The sequence below is a fragment of the Roseovarius dicentrarchi genome (assembly GCF_003316635.1).
In the GTDB taxonomy this organism is placed as follows: Bacteria; Pseudomonadota; Alphaproteobacteria; order Rhodobacterales; family Rhodobacteraceae; genus Roseovarius; species Roseovarius dicentrarchi.
The window spans coordinates 112,823-129,529 of sequence record NZ_QNQP01000004.1; the positions used below are offsets into that span (position 1 = coordinate 112,823).

At 61.1% G+C, this 16,707-nt stretch carries 15 protein-coding genes; 9 read left to right on the top strand and 6 right to left on the bottom strand.

All coding sequences use genetic code 11. The features are described 5' to 3' along the window. The first annotated feature begins 13 nt into the window (after nucleotides 1–13). The 4 genes from queA to lpdA all read left to right on the top strand — a co-directional run bounded on the left by queA (nucleotide 14) and on the right by lpdA (nucleotide 4,676). Entirely contained in the window at nucleotides 14–1,066 is a 1,053-nt protein-coding gene (gene queA / locus DQ230_RS04155; protein ID WP_113911244.1) for a tRNA preQ1(34) S-adenosylmethionine ribosyltransferase-isomerase QueA, read from the top strand. A gap of 91 nt (nucleotides 1,067–1,157) precedes the next feature. Then, on the top strand, nucleotides 1,158–2,441 hold the full coding sequence (locus DQ230_RS04160; RefSeq protein WP_113911245.1) for an MFS transporter: 1,284 nt from the start codon (nucleotides 1,158–1,160) through the stop codon (nucleotides 2,439–2,441). Between the two features lie 118 nt (nucleotides 2,442–2,559). Then, complete coding sequence (locus DQ230_RS04165; RefSeq protein ID WP_113911246.1) at nucleotides 2,560–3,144, top strand: DUF924 family protein; 585 nt, start codon at nucleotides 2,560–2,562, stop codon at nucleotides 3,142–3,144. Nucleotides 3,145–3,278: 134 nt separating this feature from the next. Then, entirely contained in the window at nucleotides 3,279–4,676 is a 1,398-nt protein-coding gene (lpdA, locus tag DQ230_RS04170; RefSeq protein WP_113911247.1) for a dihydrolipoyl dehydrogenase, read from the top strand. 39 nt (nucleotides 4,677–4,715) lie between these two features. Here lpdA and DQ230_RS04175 read toward each other — a convergent pair whose 3' ends face one another. Beyond that, nucleotides 4,716–5,066, bottom strand: a complete 351-nt coding sequence (locus DQ230_RS04175; protein WP_113911248.1) for a DUF488 domain-containing protein — start codon at nucleotides 5,064–5,066, stop codon at nucleotides 4,716–4,718. Nucleotides 5,067–5,202: 136 nt separating this feature from the next. On the opposite strand from DQ230_RS04175, the gene uvrA reads away from it, so the two are divergent. Next, complete coding sequence (gene uvrA / locus DQ230_RS04180; protein WP_113911249.1) at nucleotides 5,203–8,061, top strand: excinuclease ABC subunit UvrA; 2,859 nt, start codon at nucleotides 5,203–5,205, stop codon at nucleotides 8,059–8,061. A gap of 89 nt (nucleotides 8,062–8,150) precedes the next feature. On the opposite strand, the gene DQ230_RS04185 is transcribed toward uvrA, so the two are convergent. From DQ230_RS04185 to DQ230_RS04195, 3 genes are all read right to left on the bottom strand, one after another. Beyond that, a complete protein-coding gene (locus DQ230_RS04185) occupies nucleotides 8,151–9,263 on the bottom strand; it encodes an AI-2E family transporter (RefSeq protein WP_238987416.1) in 1,113 nt (370 codons plus the stop codon). Nucleotides 9,264–9,377: 114 nt separating this feature from the next. Further along, nucleotides 9,378–10,511: a carboxylate-amine ligase gene (locus DQ230_RS04190; RefSeq protein WP_113911250.1), complete on the bottom strand. Its 1,134-nt coding sequence runs from the start codon at nucleotides 10,509–10,511 to the stop codon at nucleotides 9,378–9,380. Between the two features lie 136 nt (nucleotides 10,512–10,647). Continuing rightward, complete coding sequence (locus tag DQ230_RS04195; RefSeq protein ID WP_113911251.1) at nucleotides 10,648–12,150, bottom strand: CoA-acylating methylmalonate-semialdehyde dehydrogenase; 1,503 nt, start codon at nucleotides 12,148–12,150, stop codon at nucleotides 10,648–10,650. Nucleotides 12,151–12,252: 102 nt separating this feature from the next. Here DQ230_RS04195 and DQ230_RS04200 point away from each other — a divergent pair, with 102 nt between their 5' ends. From DQ230_RS04200 to coaD, 3 genes are all read left to right on the top strand, one after another. Then, nucleotides 12,253–13,149, top strand: coding sequence for a LysR family transcriptional regulator (locus DQ230_RS04200; protein ID WP_113911252.1), 897 nt, complete (start codon nucleotides 12,253–12,255; stop codon nucleotides 13,147–13,149). 73 nt (nucleotides 13,150–13,222) lie between these two features. Further along, a complete protein-coding gene (locus tag DQ230_RS04205) occupies nucleotides 13,223–13,657 on the top strand; it encodes a CBS domain-containing protein (RefSeq protein WP_113911253.1) in 435 nt (144 codons plus the stop codon). Nucleotides 13,658–13,805: 148 nt separating this feature from the next. Beyond that, entirely contained in the window at nucleotides 13,806–14,297 is a 492-nt protein-coding gene (gene coaD / locus DQ230_RS04210; RefSeq protein ID WP_113911254.1) for a pantetheine-phosphate adenylyltransferase, read from the top strand. A 6-nt stretch (nucleotides 14,298–14,303) separates the two neighbouring features. Here the strand turns inward: coaD and DQ230_RS17215 are convergent, their stop codons facing one another. Together DQ230_RS17215 and gap are read right to left on the bottom strand one after the other, a co-directional pair. Beyond that, on the bottom strand, nucleotides 14,304–14,447 hold the full coding sequence (locus DQ230_RS17215; protein ID WP_203227992.1) for a hypothetical protein: 144 nt from the start codon (nucleotides 14,445–14,447) through the stop codon (nucleotides 14,304–14,306). A 78-nt stretch (nucleotides 14,448–14,525) separates the two neighbouring features. Next, nucleotides 14,526–15,527, bottom strand: coding sequence for a type I glyceraldehyde-3-phosphate dehydrogenase (gene gap, locus DQ230_RS04215; RefSeq protein WP_113911255.1), 1,002 nt, complete (start codon nucleotides 15,525–15,527; stop codon nucleotides 14,526–14,528). A 168-nt stretch (nucleotides 15,528–15,695) separates the two neighbouring features. Between gap and DQ230_RS04220 the strand changes: the two genes are divergently transcribed. Beyond that, complete coding sequence (locus tag DQ230_RS04220) at nucleotides 15,696–16,664, top strand: DUF808 domain-containing protein (protein ID WP_113911256.1); 969 nt, start codon at nucleotides 15,696–15,698, stop codon at nucleotides 16,662–16,664. Nucleotides 16,665–16,707 lie beyond the last annotated feature (43 nt).

Consider the following 16,707-nt stretch of genomic DNA (forward strand, 5'->3'; position numbering starts at 1 on the left):
ATTCAGAGGCGCCATGAAGCTGAGCGATTTTGACTACCACCTGCCCGAGGCGCTGATTGCCACGCGCCCCGCGCGCCCGCGCAGCGCGGCGCGCCTGCTGGTGGCGCAAGGCAGCGATATAACCGATACGCAGGTGGGCAATTTGCCCGACTGGCTGCGCGCGGGCGACCGGCTGGTGCTGAACGACACCCGCGTCATCCCCGCACGCCTGACGGGTTTGCGCCGCCGCACCGGGGCGCAGGGCGCAACCGAGGCGCGCATTGACGTTACCCTGCTGGAGCCGCAGGCCGGCGGCACATGGACTGCGATGGTCAAACCCCTGAAAAAGCTGGCGCCGGGCGAGGTGGTGATTTTCAATGACACCTTCACCGCGACGCTGGAGGCCAAGGAGGACGGGCTGGCGCATCTGCGTTTCAACGTCGCCGGGGCAGAGTTTGACGCCGCACTGGCCGAGGCGGGCGCGATGCCGCTGCCCCCCTATATCGCGGCGCGCCGCGCGGCTGATGACGCCGACAAGGACGATTATCAAACTGTCTGGGCGCGCCACTCGGGTGCCGTGGCGGCGCCCACAGCCTCCTTGCATTTTGACGCCGCGCTGCTGGCGGCGCTTGCGGCAAGGGGCGTTGAGTTCACGCATGTCACGCTGCATGTCGGTGCCGGGACGTTCCTGCCGGTCAAGGTGGAGGATGTCACCACGCACAAGATGCACGCCGAATGGGGCGAGGTGACGCCGCAGGCCGCCGCAGAAATTGCCGCGACCCAAGCGGCCGGCGGGCGCATCATCCCGGTCGGCACCACCGCGCTGCGCCTGATCGAAAGCGCGGCAGCGGCCAGCGGCGCGATCGCGCCGTGGCAGGGCGAGACCGATATTTTTATCTATCCCGGTTTCAAATTCCATGTCACCGATGCGCTGATGACCAATTTTCACCTGCCCAAATCCACGCTGATGATGCTGGTTGCCGCCCTGATGGGACAGCAGACTTTGGCGCAGATTTATCAGCACGCGGTTAGTGAAGAATACAGGTTTTTCTCTTATGGTGACGCATCGCTGTTGATACCGGGGTAAATCCCTGCCAATGGCGACATCTGCCCCGCCGCGGGCCGGACGCGTGAATGCAATGCAGCAGTTGGCCCGATAGCCGACAGGGAGAAATGCGATGATCAAGGTTCTGTCAGGCGCATGGGCGCTGCTGTTCGGGATGATGCTGCTGCAGGTCGGCAACGGCATGCAGGGCACGCTCCTGGGTATCCGGGGCGAAATCGAAGGCTTCACAACGTTCGAGATGTCGCTGGTCATGTCGGGCTATTTCGTCGGCTTCCTGTTCGGCTCGCGCATGGCGCCCGAAATGATCCGCCGCGTGGGCCATGTGCGCGTGTTTGCTGCGCTGGGCAGCATGATTTCATCGGTGATGCTGCTGTATCCGACATGGACGGACCCGTGGGCTTGGGGCATTGCCCGCATCCTGATCGGCTTTTGCTTTTCGGGCGTTTATGTGACCGCTGAAAGCTGGCTCAACAATGCCTCCAGCAATGAAAACCGGGGCAAGGCGCTGTCGCTCTATATGATCGTGCAGATGATCGGCATCGTGTCGGCGCAGGCGCTGCTGATCGTGGCCGATCCGGGCGGGTTCATCCTGTTCATTATCCCTTCGGTGCTGATTTCGATCTCATTCGCGCCGATTTTGCTGTCAATCAGCCCGACGCCGGCGTTTGACACGACCAAGCCGATGACATTGATGCAGATATACCACACCTCGCCTTTGGGCTGTGTCGGTATGTTTTTGCTGGGCGGCGTGTTTTCCGCGCAGTTCGGCATGGGCGCGGTTTACGGCGGCAAGGCGGGGCTGAGCGTTGGCGAAATTTCGGCATTCGTGTCGTCTTTCTACATAGGCGCATTGATTGTTCAGTATCCGCTGGGCTGGTTGTCGGACAAGATGGACCGCCGCCTGCTGATCATGATTGCATCTGCGGGGGTTGCCGTGGGCGCGACCATCGCAATGATGTTCGGCACGATCTTCTTTGTGCTGCTGGCGGCTGCATTTGTCGTGGGCGGGCTGTCCAACCCGCTGTATTCGTTGCTGATTGCATATACGAATGATTTTCTGGGCCATGATGACATGGCCGCCGCCGCAGGTGGTCTGATCTTTATCAACGGGCTGGGCGCCATCGCCGGCCCGCTGATCACCGGCTGGATGATGGGCGTCATGGGGCCCAGCGGATTTTTCCTGTATATCGCGGTTCTGGGCGCGGCCATGGCCATTTATGCGGCTTACCGCATGACGCAGCGCCCGACGCGGATTGTCGATCCGACCGATACATTCACAACCGTCATGCCGTCCTCGTCGCCGGTGGCCGTCACAATGGCCCAGGAATATGCCATCGACGTCGCGCAGGAAGAGGCCGCAGAAGAGGCGGCCGAGGCGCGCGCCGCCGATGCCTGAACAGGCCGGCGTGAGCGGAATGTTGCGTTTGAAGCATTACTTTACTGTTAACGTACACCGCTTGGGGCTACCCTTGACCGTATAAGATATCGGCATTGGTCACAAAAGGAGCAGACCCGTGGTGAACCCGGATGACGTTGTGAAGTTCTGGCTGGATGAGGTCGGAGAAAAAGGGTGGTACGCCCAATCCGACGCACTGGATGCCGAGATCCGAGAGCGTTTCAAGGGCGCCTGGTCCAGCGCCCGCACGGGGCACTTCGGGTCGTGGACGACATATCCGGCGGGGGCGCTGGCCTATATCATCCTGCTGGACCAGTTTCCGCGCAACATGTTCCGTGGTGACGGCACCAGTTTTGCGACGGACCGGCAGGCACTGTCGGCGGCCAAGGCGTCAATCGGCCGCGGGTGGGACGTGGCGATTGACGAACCCGCGCGTCAGTTTTTCTACCTGCCGCTGATGCATTCGGAAAACCTGCCCGATCAGGACCGATGCATTCGCCTGATTTGCGACCGGATGCCGGAAACCGGTGATGGAACGCTGCTGCATGCGCAGGCTCACCGCGAGGTCATCCGCGAATTTGGCCGCTTTCCCTACCGCAACGCGGCGTTGGAGCGTAAATCGACACCGTCCGAAATCGCGTATCTCAAGGCCGGCGGATACTCGTATACAGTGCGCAAGCTTCAGCAGAAAACTGCCGCCTGACGCGGCAAAGGGAGCACGATACTTCAAGACGCCGCGCCCGGATCAGGGCGCGGCGTTTCTACTTGCGCTGATGCGTTGTGCATAGGCCCGAAAGGCTTTAGCATCTGAGTGAACGCAAAATTCCGGAGACGCACATGGCCCCCAAATCCTTTGATATGATCGTGATCGGCGCCGGCCCCGGCGGGTATGTAGCCGCCATTCGCGGGGCGCAGCTTGGCCTGAATGTGGCGATCATCGAGCGCGAGAATATGGGTGGCATTTGCCTGAACTGGGGGTGCATCCCGACCAAGGCCATGCTGCGATCCTCCGAAGTTTTCCACCTGATGAACCGCGCCAAGGAATTTGGCCTGACCGCAGAAAAGATCGGCTATGATCTGGACGCCGTCATCAAACGTTCGCGCGGGGTGGCCAAGCAGCTGTCGGATGGCATCAGCCACCTGATGAAAAAGAACAAGATCAACGTGTTCCGCGGCGAGGCGCATATACCGGCAAAGGGCCGCGTCACCGTCAAGATGGACAAGGGCGGGGAAGAGGCGCTTTCCTCAAAGCACATCGTCGTTGCCACCGGCGCGCGCGCGCGCGAGTTGCCGGGACTGGAGGCAGACGGTGATCTGGTCTGGACCTACCGTCACGCGCTGGTCCCGCCGCATATGCCCAAGAAGCTGCTGGTCATCGGATCGGGCGCGATCGGCATCGAATTTGCCAGTTTCTACAATACGCTGGGCGCCGATACGACCGTGGTCGAGGTGATGGACCGCATCCTTCCTGTTGAGGACGCTGAAATTTCGAAATTCGCCAAGAAGCAGTTTGAAAAACAGGGAATGAAAATCCTGCAAAAGGCGGGTGTCAAACAGCTGGATCGCGGCAAGGGAACCGTGACCGCCCATATCGAAGTGAACGGCAAGACCGAAAAGCACGAGTTTGACACGGTGATTTCCGCAGTTGGCATCGTCGGCAACACCGAAAACCTTGGTCTTGAAGATCTGGGGGTGAAAATTGACCGCACCCACGTTCTGACAGACGCGCATTGCCGCACGAACGTTGATGGGTTGTACGCCATCGGCGACATTGCTGGCGCACCCTGGCTGGCCCACAAGGCAAGCCACGAGGGCGTGATGATCGCCGAGTTGATCGCGGGGCAGGAGCCGCATCCGGTCAAGGCAAACAGCATTGCAGGCTGCACCTATTCCCACCCGCAAATCGCTTCGGTCGGATATACCGAAGCGAAGGCAAAGGAATTGGGGTTTGACATCAAGGTTGGCCGCTTTCCGTTTATCGGCAACGGCAAGGCCATCGCGCTGGGCGAGGCCGAAGGTATGGTCAAAACGATTTTTGACGCCAAGACAGGTGAACTGCTGGGCGCGCATATGATCGGTGCGGAGGTGACTGAACTGATCCAGGGGTATGTGGTTGGCCGCCAGTTGGAGACAACGGAGGAGGATCTGATGAATACAGTCTTCCCGCATCCAACCTTGAGCGAAATGATGCACGAAAGCGTGCTGGACGCCTACGGCCGCGTCATTCACATGTAAGCGCGAAAAACAGACCCGGCCGAGCCGTCCGGCCGGGTATCAACCAATCTTATCCCGCATGTAGTCGCGCAGCGCGACGGCGTTGTTGTGCTCTTCGTCCTTTGCGCCGTAGATCAATGTCACGCGTCCGTCGCGCGCCTTGTCGAGCAGGTCTTTGGCAGCGGAATTGTCGTCCAGCTCCTTTCCGTAGCGCGTTTTGAACTCGCTCCACTTGTCCGGGTCGTGATCGAACCATTCGCGCAAATCGTCACTCGGCGCGACATCCTCGCACCAGTCGTCCAGATCCAGATCCTCTTTGGAGACGCCACGAGGCCAGATCCTGTCGACCAGTACCCGAAAGCCGTCGTTTTTAGCCATTTCGTCATATGCGCGTCTTGTGCGAATATCCATCTTGCACCTCCTTTCCTAACAAACCGTTCATGGCGGCAAAAGTTTCTCACAGAAACGTTCCGCTTCTGTTCGTAAATACGGGTTGGAAGCATGCCGGGCATACACTATCTGTAGGCCTTAACTCCCCGGAGGCATCATGGCAGAGCTGAAATATATCGAGGTGCGCGGCGCGCGCGAACACAACCTGAAGAGTATCGACGTGGATATCCCGCGCGATCAGCTGGTGGTGATCACCGGGCTGTCCGGCTCTGGCAAATCCAGCCTTGCCTTCGATACGATCTATGCCGAAGGGCAGCGGCGCTATGTTGAATCGCTGTCGGCCTACGCGCGTCAATTCCTCGACATGATGCAAAAGCCGGACGTCGATCACATCAGCGGCCTGTCCCCTGCGATCAGCATCGAACAGAAAACGACCAGCAAAAACCCGCGGTCAACCGTCGGCACCGTGACCGAGATTTACGACTACCTGCGCCTCTTGTTCGCCCGCGCTGGCACGCCCTATTCCCCGGCCACCGGCAAACCCATCGAGGCGCAGCAGGTGCAGGACATGGTTGACCGGATCATGGCCATGGAGGAGGGGACACGCGCCTATTTGCTGGCGCCGATCATTCGCGACCGAAAAGGCGAATACCGCAAGGAATTCATCGAGCTGCGCAAGAACGGGTTTCAGCGCGTCAAGGTCAATGGCGAATTTTACGAGCTGGACGAGCCGCCGACGCTGGACAAGAAATTTCGCCATGACATCGATGTCGTCGTGGATCGTCTGGTCGTCCGGGAAGGGCTGGAGACGCGGCTGGCCGACAGCCTGCGCACCGCGCTGGACCTTGCCGATGGCATCGCCGTTCTGGAAACCGCGCCCAGTGAGGGCGATCCGGAACGCATGACATTTTCCGAGAAATTTGCCTGTCCTGTCAGCGGCTTCACCATTCCTGAAATCGAGCCAAGGTTGTTTTCCTTCAACGCGCCCTTTGGCGCCTGCCCGGTTTGCGACGGTCTGGGGGTCGAGCTGTTTTTTGACGAACGCCTGGTCGTGCCGGATCAGAACCTGAAAATCTATGACGGGGCGCTGGCGCCGTGGCGCAAGGGCAAAAGCCCTTATTTCCTGCAAACCATCGAAGCCATCGCAAAGCACTACGAATTCGACCCGAAAACCAAGTGGAAGGATCTGCCCGCCCATGTGCAGCAGGTGTTCCTGCACGGCTCCGGCGATGAGGAAATCGCGTTCCGCTATGACGAGGGCGGGCGCGTCTATAACGTGTCGCGCGTGTTCGAGGGCGTCATCCCCAATATGGAACGTCGCTATCGCGAGACAGACAGCGCATGGGTGCGCGAGGAATTTGAACGTTATCAAAACAACCGCCCCTGCGGCGCCTGCGAGGGATACCGCCTGCGGGACGAGGCGCTGGCCGTGAAAATCGCCGGCCTGCATGTGGGGCAGGTCGTGCAGATGTCGATCCGCGAGGCGCTGCAATGGGTCACGGACGCGCCCGAACAGCTGAGCAAGCAAAAGAACGAGATCGCGCGCGCAATCCTGAAGGAAATCCGCGAGCGTCTGGGCTTTTTGAACAACGTGGGTTTGGAGTATCTGACGCTCAGCCGCAATGCCGGCACGCTGTCGGGCGGCGAATCGCAGCGGATTCGGCTGGCGTCCCAAATCGGCAGCGGTTTGACAGGTGTTCTGTATGTGCTGGACGAGCCGTCGATCGGCCTGCACCAGCGCGACAATGATCGTCTGCTGCTGACGCTGAAAAACCTGCGTGATCAGGGCAATACCGTCATCGTGGTCGAACATGACGAAGAGGCGATCCGCGAGGCTGATTATGTATTTGATATCGGTCCGGGCGCAGGCGTGCATGGCGGCGAAGTGGTCAGCCATGGCGTGCCTTCTGCCGTCGCCGCCGATCCGGGCTCGATCACCGGGCAATATCTGTCCGGTGTGCGGTCCATCCCCGTGCCCGCCAAGCGGCGCAAGGGCAATGGCAAGAAGCTGAAAGTGGTCAAGGCAACCGGCAACAACCTGAAGAATGTCACAGCAGAATTTCCGCTGGGCAAGTTTGTCTGCGTGTCCGGTGTGTCTGGTGGTGGCAAATCCACACTCACCATCGAGACGCTGTTCAAAACCGCGTCGATGCAGCTGAACGGTGCGCGCCAGACGCCCGCCCCCTGCGAGACGATCAAGGGGCTCGAGCATCTGGACAAGGTCATCGACATTGACCAGCGTCCCATCGGCCGCACGCCGCGGTCAAACCCGGCGACCTATACAGGCGCCTTCACCCCGATCCGCGACTGGTTTGCAAACCTGCCCGAAGCCAAGGCGCGCGGGTACAAGCCCGGTCGTTTCAGCTTCAACGTCAAGGGCGGGCGCTGTGAGGCGTGTCAGGGCGATGGGGTTATCAAGATCGAGATGCACTTCCTGCCGGATGTCTATGTCACCTGCGAGACGTGTCAGGGCGCGCGATACAACCGCGAGACGCTGGAAATCCGCTTCAAGGGCAAAAGCATAGCGGACGTTTTGGATATGACCGTGGAAGATGCGCAGGAGTTTTTCAAAGCTGTCCCCTCCATCCGCGAAAAGATGGACGCGCTTGTGCGGGTCGGGCTGGGCTACATCAAGGTGGGCCAGCAGGCGACGACCCTTTCAGGGGGCGAGGCGCAGCGCGTGAAACTGTCCAAGGAGCTGGCAAAACGTTCTACCGGTCGGACGCTGTATATCCTGGACGAGCCGACGACGGGCCTGCATTTCGAAGATGTGAAGAAGCTGCTGGAAGTGCTGCACGAGCTGGTCGACAGCGGCAATACGGTGATCGTTATTGAGCACAACCTCGACGTCATCAAAACCGCTGACTGGATCATCGACATTGGCCCGGAGGGCGGCGATGGCGGCGGCGAGGTGGTGGCCACAGGCACCCCGGAAAAGGTGGCGGACGAGCCGCGCAGCTATACGGGGCATTACCTGAAACCGATGTTGCAACCGCGCCGCATGGCGGCCGAATAACAGGGTCCGGCCCGCTATGGGGCGGGCCGGACCTTGGAGGGATGCACTGACTGCCGGGCAGCGGTGATGGCTGTCCGCATAGCGGTGCGCTAGTGGGCTTGCTGTTTCGCGGCGTCTGCCTTGGCCTTGCGCTCGCGCCGGGACGTGGTGGAACTATCGCCAAGGAAATGACCCAGCGCGCCCAGCCCCTCGATTTCGTCGCAGACGATTTTCGCGACGATCAGGATGGGAACCGCCACGACCATCCCGACGACGGACCAGATATACGCAAAGAAGGCGACAATCAGGAACAAAATGGGCGTGTTCAGTTGCATCCGGCGCGAGATGACCAGCGGCGTGACCACCTGTCCCTCGATAGAGGTGAGCGCCATGTATGTCATGAACACGCCGAACGCTTCCCATGGCTGATCAAAGGATACAAAGGCAACCAGCCCGGCCACGCCCGCGCCGACGACCGCGCCCAGAAACGGGATGAAGTTCAGAACGAACGCCATGACGCCGATTGCGACCGCATTTGGCAACTCCCACAGATACATGGCGGCGCCGATGCTCAGGCCCAGCCCCGCATTGATCAGGGCAATCCCGCCCAGATAGCGGCCCAGCCGGTCTTCGATGGTTTTGATGATCTCGACCGCGCGGCGTTTGTCCTGCAAGGTAGGCAGGCTTTCGACGGTGCGCAGGGCAAAGAAATCACCTGACCCGATCAGGAAAAAGGTCAGGAAAATGGCAAAGATGATCTGGCTCATCACCTTGGGGGCCATGGTCAGGATGGTGACGGATGTGCTTGTTTCTGACACAACCTCGACCTCCATCGCCTGCTTTTCGCCGGCGTTTCCAACGGCGTCATCAATCGCTTTGGCCGCCTCGTTCACCTTGGCAAGCGCACCGTCGCTGTCGCCCAGCTTGGCCTGCATTTCCTGCATAAGGCCGGGCATGTCGTCGATCAGGTTTGCCACAGGTTCTGCAAACCACGCGATGCCGACGCCGACCATTACGAACAATATCGACGTGAACAGCGTCGCGATGACCATGTTCGGCAGGCCCAGCCGCTCCAGCGCGCGGCGCGGGCGGCTGAACACGAAATACGACAGGATCGCTGCCGTAACCGGGATCAGGAAATTCGCAGCAGACACAAGGGCCGCAACCAGCGCGATGATGAATATCCCCATCAGCGGCACATAAAGACGTTTAGGCGCTCGCACGGTCGCGGTATCCTTTCGGGGGCATTGTCTGACTGATGGATGCAAACGCGTCCAGCGCGCGTTGGGTTCCGGCGCGTCGCGGGTTAGTTGGATGCCCGCCCGAAAGCCGTGCCACTAAAGCCCGTCGTGAAACTCCTCGATCAAATGGCTGACGACAGCGCGCAGGGCGTCATCGTCGGTTTTGCCGGCCTCGATGGCGCTGGCGAAGGCGCGGCGCTGGCGGCCCGCGCTGGTGCCGTTTGCGGCAATCTCGCGGGCGCGCGACACCTCGCTGGCGGCGTTGAAATGCACCGCATCCTCGGCGATGATCTCAAGCATTTCTCCGACCAGATCGTCGAACGGGATCACTTCGCCTTGACCGAAATCTATCAATCCCTCGCGCACGCCATAGCGCTGCGCACGCCAGCGGTTTTCGGCAATCAGGAACTTCTCGTAGATCCGCCAGCGCTGATTGCGCACCGACAGTCGCCACAGCATCCGGCACAGGCCCTGGGTCAGCGCCGCGAGTGTCAGCGCATCCTCCAGCCGGGGCTGTACGTCGCATATGCGCGATTCAATCGTGGGAAATTTGGAGGAGGGCCGCAGATCCCACCAGATTTTCGACGCATCCTCGATCACGCCCAGATCGACCAGTATCTGAACCGAGCGCTGAAATTCGCCAAAGCTGCTCATTCGCGGGGGCAGGCCGGTCCGGGGCAGATTGTCGAACACGGTCAGGCGGTAGCTGTCCAGCCCGGTATCGCGGCCCTGCCAGAACGGCGACGAACAGCTGAGGGCCAGCAGATGGGGCAGGAAATAGCTGAGCTGGTTCATCAGGTCGATCCGCCGGTCGGGCGGCTCAATGCCCACATGCACATGCATGCCGCAGATCAGCATCCGGTTCACGACGCCGGCCAGATCGGTGGACAGATCGTTATAGCGGTCCTTGTCGGTGCGCTTCTGCTCGCGCCAGTCCGAGAAGGGGTGGCAGGAGGCGGCGATGGGGGCGAGGCCGAATTTGGCAGCCTCTGCCGCGACGCAGGCGCGCAGGCGCTTCAGGTCTTCGCGGGCCTCGCCGATGGTTTGGCACACCTTGGTGCCGACCTCGATCTGGCAGTTGAGGTATTCGGGGCTGACCTGGCTTTGCAGGCGGGCGCGGCAGGCGTCCATCAGCGCCTCGGGCGCTTCGGCCAGGGCCATGCTGCCGGTGTCGACCAGCAGATATTCCTCTTCGATGCCGATGGTGAAGTCGGGTTCGCTCAAGCCCATGGCGTGCCTTTCTGTGCTGGAGCTCCAGCAAAGCGCAGGCCGCGCCACATGCCAAGAAAATTCTGCGAATTTTCTGGGGCGCGCATGAAAACGCCCGGTCACATGGACCGGGCGTTTGCGCTTTGATCTGGCGGGTTTAGTCGGCCAGTTTGAAGTGGAACTCGCCACCTTCCTTGATGCCCGAGGGCCAGCGGGACGTAACGGTTTTGGTCTTGGTGTAGAACTTGAACGCGTCCGGGCCGAACTGGTTCAGGTCGCCAAAGCCCGACTTTTTCCAGCCGCCGAATGTGTAATGCGCCAGCGGCACCGGGATGGGGAAGTTGATGCCGACCATGCCGACATTCACACGGCTTGCAAAATCGCGCGCCGTATCGCCGTCGCGGGTAAAGATCGCCGTGCCGTTGCCCATTTCATGATCCGACGCCAGTTTCAGCGCCTCTTCATAATTGCCGGCACGGACGGTGCACAGGACCGGGCCAAAGATCTCTTCCTTGTAGATGTCCATGTCGGGCGTCACCTTGTCAAACAGGTGCGGACCGACAAAGAAGCCATCCTCATAGCCTTGCAGGTTGAAGTTGCGGCCATCGACGACCAGCTCGGCGCCCTGATCCACGCCGGACTGCACGAGGCCCAGGATACGCTCTTTGGCCTGCGCGGTCACGACGGGGCCGTAATCGACGTCATTCTCGGAGGTGTAGGGGCCAACCTTCAGCGCCTCGACGCGGGGGATCAGCTTTTCGATCAGCTTGTCTGCTGTTTCCTCGCCCACCGGAACGGCAACCGAGATGGCCATGCACCGCTCGCCCGCGGCGCCAAAGCCTGCGCCGATCAGCGCGTCGGCGGCCTGATCCATATCCGCGTCGGGCATGATGATCATGTGGTTCTTGGCACCGCCAAAGCACTGTGCGCGCTTGCCGTTGGTGCAGGCGCGGCCATAGATATACTGTGCGATAGGGGTCGAGCCGACGAAACCGACGGCCTGAATGGTGTCATTGTCAAGGATCGCGTCAACTGCTTCCTTGTCGCCGTTGACGACCTGGCAGACGCCATCGGGCAGGCCCGCTTCGGTCCACAGCTCGGCCAGCATCAGCGGGCAGGAGGGGTCACGCTCGGACGGCTTGATGATGACGGCGTTGCCTGCGGCCAGCGCGGGGCCCATTTTCCACATCGGGATCATGGCAGGGAAGTTGAAGGGCGTGATGCCCGCAACCACGCCCAGCGGCTGGCGGCTGGAATGGATGTCGATGCCGGTGCTGGCGCTGTCGGAAAACTCGCCCTTCAGCAGGTGCGGCGCACCGATGCAGAATTCGATCACTTCCATGCCGCGCTGAACGTCGCCGCGCGCGTCGGGCAGCGTCTTGCCATGCTCGCGGCTGATCGCCTCGGCCAGCTTGTCCATGTCGCGGTTGATCAGGCGGACATACTCCATGAAAATACGTGCGCGCTTCTGCGGGTTGACGGCAGCCCACTCTTTTTGCGCCTTGGCCGCGTCGGCGACGGCCTGGTTCAGCTCTTCGACCGTGGCGAGCGGCGTTTTCGCCTGCACTTCGCCGGTGGCGGGGTTGTAGACGTCGGCAAAGCGGCCGGACGTGCCCTTGACGTGCTTGCCGTTGATGTAATGCGTCAGTTCGGTGGTCATAGCATCCTCCAGTTGTGGTTGTGCGCAGCATAGCCTTGCAAAAATGGGCTGAACAGGGGCAATGTTTCAAACACAGTTTGCGTTTATGCAAAGGGGGCCGGGATGCAGCCACACTGGGATGATTTGAAAGTATTTCTTGCGGTCGCGCGGTTTGAAAGCCTGTCCGCGGCTGGCCGCATCCTCAAGATTGACCCGGCCACGGTGGGCCGCCGCATTGCCCGGCTGGAGGAGGCGCTGCGCGCGCCGCTTTTTGCCAAATCCCCCCAAGGTTATGCGCTGACCGGTGAAGGCCAGCGTCTGATGGAGCGTGCAGCCCGCGCCGAGCAGGAGATGACAGCGGCATTCGAGGATATCCCCGGCCATGGCGGCCGGCTGAGCGGTCAGATCCGGCTGGGATCGCCAGACGGCTCGGCCAATTTCCTGCTGCCGCAGGTCTGCGCGCAGATCGTGCAGGACAACCCCGATCTGGAGGTGCAGATCGTCGCGCTGCCGCGCGTGTTCAACCTGTCGCGCCGCGAGGCGGACATGGCCATCGCCGTCAGCGCGCCGCTGGCCGGGCGGCTGAGTGTACAGAAGGTGACCGACTACAAACTCAGCCTTGTGGCGTCGAAGGGTTATTTGCGCGATGCCGCACCGCTCCAGTCATTGGAGGATCTGCGCCATCACCGCATCGTCGGCTACATTCAGGACATGATTTTCGACAAGGAGCTGGATTACATGGCCGAGGCCGGCCTGCCGCATGTCGATCTGGCCAGCAATTCGGTGTCGGTGCAGTTCAACTGGATCCGGCAGGGGGCTGGCATCGGAATTGTTCACGATTTCTCAATCCCGTTCGGGCAGGATATCGTGCGCGTCCTGCCGGAGGAGGTAAATCTGACGCGCAGTTTTTATCTGATCCGCCACGTGGACGATCGGCGGCTGGACCGGCTGAACCGCTTTGCGGAGGCGCTGGCCTGCGGCATGCGGCGCGAGGTTGCCCGCCTGGAGGCGCAGACATGACAGCGCGCGCCGCTTGACAGGCGGCGTTCAATCTTTACGCTTGAATAAGTGATAGCGATAACGGGGTCGAAAAATGCTGGTTCAACAAATCCTCAAGTCCAAGGGTGATGATGCCGTCTTTACGATTGAGCCGGGCACATCGGTGTCCGATGCGGCCTGCACGCTGTCGGAGAACCGGATCGGGGCGCTGATCGTGGCCGACGCGGGGGGCGCTGTGGTCGGCGTGCTGTCGGAACGCGATATTGTTCGCAATCTGGGCCAGCGCGGGCCTGCCTGTCTTCAGGACAAGGTTGACGACATGATGACCCGCGATCCGCAATGCGCCAGCAGGCAGGACACAGGCGAAAACGTGGTTCAACGGATGACCGACGGCCATTTTCGCCACATGCCCGTGCTGGAGGATGGCAAGCTGATCGGCGTTGTCACGCTGGGCGATGTGGTCAAGGCGCGGCTGGCGGAGCTGGCGATGGAAAACGAATCCATGCAAGGGATGCTCATGGGGCGCTAAGGCGGCGCTGTACGTTTGGCTATCGGATGCGCAACCTGACATTCGGCTCGGCGCAGGCGGTGGGTGCGATGTCGCCGCGCCTGGATCCGGGGTTGCAATTATCCCGTCCCTCGTGCTGATTGGCTAAAACGCAAAACGGAGGGATGCGATGCGCATCGGCCTTTATCCCGGCACATTCGATCCCATCACACTGGGCCATATCGACATTATTCGCCGTGCAGCGACGCTGGTTGACCGGCTGGTAATCGGCGTTGCAATAAACCGCGACAAGGGACCGCTGTTTTCCCTGGAAGAGCGTGTGGCGATGATCGAAGCCGAAGTCGCGCGGCTCAAGATCCCCGGCGCCGGCGAAATCACAGTACACCCGTTCGAGAACCTCTTGATTGATTGCGCCGGCGATGTCGGCGCGCAGGTAATCGTGCGCGGCCTGCGTGCAGTGGCGGATTTTGAATACGAATTTCAGATGGTTGGCATGAACCGCGCGCTGGACAGCAGTATCGAGACGGTTTTTCTGATGGCCGATACCGGGCATCAGGCGATTGCATCGAAACTGGTCAAGGAAATTGCCCGGCTTGGCGGCAATGTGTCCACTTTCGTGACGCCGGATGTCAACACAGCGCTGCGGGCGAAATACGACTGACGGCGCTCAGCGCCAGAACGCCATCCACTCGATCAGGTTGCCCAGCTTTCCGCCAAGGAAAATCAGACCGTCAAAACCCTGGAGCCAGTAATCCAGCCCGATTGCGACGACAATCAGGATAAACAGCCAGAGCGCGATCCGGTCGGTCATGTGCGGCGCCCTTTCAAATGACATGTGGCCCCGCATCTATGACAGACCGGGGCCGCGTTGCGCAATATCAGCCGGTCATCAGCCCAGCCGGCCCATCAGCGCGGCAACATCGGCCATGCGGCAGGAAAAACCCCACTCGTTGTCATACCACGCCAGAACGCGCACCAATGTGCCGCCGATCACCTTGGTCTGTTCGGGGGCGAAGATGCTGCTTTCCTCGGTGTGGTTGAAATCGATGCTGACCTTGGGCGCCGGATCATAGGCCAGAATGCCCTTCATCGCGCCGTTTGCGGCCTTTTCGACGACGGCGTTCACCTCGTCCTCGGTCACGGGGCGGCTTGCGACAAAGGTCAGGTCCACCGCCGACACGTTCGGCGTGGGTACACGAATGGCCGAGCCGTCCAGCTTGCCCTTGAGGGCGGGCAATACCTCGGCCAGTGCCTTGGCGGCGCCGGTCGATGTGGGGATCATCGACATGGCGGCCGCGCGCGCGCGATACAGATCCTTGTGACGGCGGTCCAGCGTGGGCTGATCGCCGGTATAGGCGTGAATCGTGGTCATGATACCCGATTCGATGCCGATGCCGTCATGCAGCGCCTTGGCCAGCGGGGCGAGGCAGTTGGTGGTGCAGGACCCGTTCGAGATCATCCGCTCGCCGGCCTGAAGATCGCCGTCATTGACCCCCATCACCACGGTGCGATCGACATTCTTGCCGGGGGCGGACAGCAAAACCTTGCCCGCGCCGCGCTCCAGATGTTTCTTGGCCTTTTCGCCATCGTTGAAATTGCCGGTGCATTCCAGCACGACATCGACGCCGTCCCAGTCCAGCTCGTCCATGTCATAGGTCGAGAACATCTGGATCGGACCGCGCCCCAGATCCATGGTGCCGTCGCCGGTGGTGACGGTGCCGGGGAAGCGGCCATGCACGCTGTCATAGCGGATCAGGTGCGCGGCTGTTTCCAGCGGGCCGGTCGCGTTCAGCTTGACGACCTTTACGTCGTCGCGGCCTGTTTCCGAAATATGAGCAAGGGTGGCGCGGCCAATGCGGCCAAATCCGTTGATGCCGACTGTGATTGTCATGGAGGGCTCCTGCCGGTTGATGGACGTTGCTTGGGCTATACGGCCCCGGACGCCATGCGGAAAGATCAAAATCCCCTGACTTTGATGTGTTAGCGCTATTTTGCACGGTTGCCCTTGTGCGCGCCGCGTACATCTTTAGGTTTCCGGGGCCAAATATGGAGCGATGACATGAGCGGACTTCTGGCCCTTCTGGATGATGTGGCGGCCATCGCCAAGGTGGCGGCAGCATCAATCGACGATGTCGCGGCCCAGGCGGCCAAGGCAGGGGCCAAGGCCGCAGGCGCTGCGATCGACGATGCCGCCGTCACCCCGAAATACATGCAAGGGTTTGACGCGGCGCGCGAATTGCCGATCATCTGGCGCATCGCGCGCGGCTCGCTCTTCAACAAGCTGGTGTTCCTGCTGCCTGCGGGCCTTGCACTGCGCGAATTCGCACCGGGGGCCGTGACGCCGCTTTTGATGCTCGGGGGCTGCTATTTGTGCTTTGAGGGCGCCGAGAAGGTGGTTCACGCCATCAAGGGCGGGCACGAGGCCAAAAAGAAGGAGGTGGCGGCCAAAGACGGGCCCGCGCATCTGGAAGAGCAAAGGATCGCGGGCGCGATCAAGACAGATTTCATCCTGTCGGCCGAGATCATGACCATCGCGCTGGCCGCGATCCCCGAAGGCTCGATCTGGATGGAAGGGGCGACGCTGGCTGCGGTCGCCGTGATGATCACGGTCGCCGTTTATGGTGCTGTGGCGTTGATCGTGAAGGCCGATGATCTGGGCTTGCTGATGGCTGCCAAGGGGCGGCTGGCCACGACCCGAGGCATAGGCAGGGCGCTGATCAAGGCGATGCCCAAGGTGCTGGCAGCATTGATGATCATCGGCACTGCCGCGATGCTGTGGGTCGGCGGAAACATCATCCTGCACGGGCTTGCTAATCTGGGGTTTGCATGGCCCTACGACCAGATACACCACATCGCCGAGGCAGCGACCAAATCGCTGGAGAGCGCGCGCAACGCGGTGCAATGGGCACTTGTTGCAACGATGGACGGTATTTTCGGGCTCGCGCTGGGTGTCGTTCTGATCCCCGTCGGCACACGGATCATCGCGCCAGTCTGGCAACGACTGAGGCGGCTCAATCCCGTCGTTTGACGCACCTATTTTTCGCGAAAAATCGCCGGAAGAAAATTCGCGA

Excerpts from the sequence above, each read along its gene's own strand:
- DQ230_RS04220 (WP_113911256.1), top strand. The coding sequence starts at position 15,696 with ATGAGCGGACTTCTGGCCCTTCTGGATGATGTGGCGGCCATCGCCAAG.
- DQ230_RS04205 (WP_113911253.1), top strand. The coding sequence starts at position 13,223 with ATGCTGGTTCAACAAATCCTCAAGTCCAAGGGTGATGATGCCGTCTTT.
- lpdA (WP_113911247.1), top strand. The coding sequence starts at position 3,279 with ATGGCCCCCAAATCCTTTGATATGATCGTGATCGGCGCCGGCCCCGGC.
- DQ230_RS04195 (WP_113911251.1), bottom strand. The coding sequence starts at position 12,150 with ATGACCACCGAACTGACGCATTACATCAACGGCAAGCACGTCAAGGGC.
- DQ230_RS04200 (WP_113911252.1), top strand. The coding sequence starts at position 12,253 with ATGCAGCCACACTGGGATGATTTGAAAGTATTTCTTGCGGTCGCGCGG.
- gap (WP_113911255.1), bottom strand. The coding sequence starts at position 15,527 with ATGACAATCACAGTCGGCATCAACGGATTTGGCCGCATTGGCCGCGCC.
- queA (WP_113911244.1), top strand. The coding sequence starts at position 14 with ATGAAGCTGAGCGATTTTGACTACCACCTGCCCGAGGCGCTGATTGCC.
- coaD (WP_113911254.1), top strand. The coding sequence starts at position 13,806 with ATGCGCATCGGCCTTTATCCCGGCACATTCGATCCCATCACACTGGGC.
- DQ230_RS17215 (WP_203227992.1), bottom strand. The coding sequence starts at position 14,447 with ATGACCGACCGGATCGCGCTCTGGCTGTTTATCCTGATTGTCGTCGCA.
- DQ230_RS04190 (WP_113911250.1), bottom strand. The coding sequence starts at position 10,511 with ATGGGCTTGAGCGAACCCGACTTCACCATCGGCATCGAAGAGGAATAT.
- DQ230_RS04160 (WP_113911245.1), top strand. The coding sequence starts at position 1,158 with ATGATCAAGGTTCTGTCAGGCGCATGGGCGCTGCTGTTCGGGATGATG.
- DQ230_RS04175 (WP_113911248.1), bottom strand. The coding sequence starts at position 5,066 with ATGGATATTCGCACAAGACGCGCATATGACGAAATGGCTAAAAACGAC.
- uvrA (WP_113911249.1), top strand. The coding sequence starts at position 5,203 with ATGGCAGAGCTGAAATATATCGAGGTGCGCGGCGCGCGCGAACACAAC.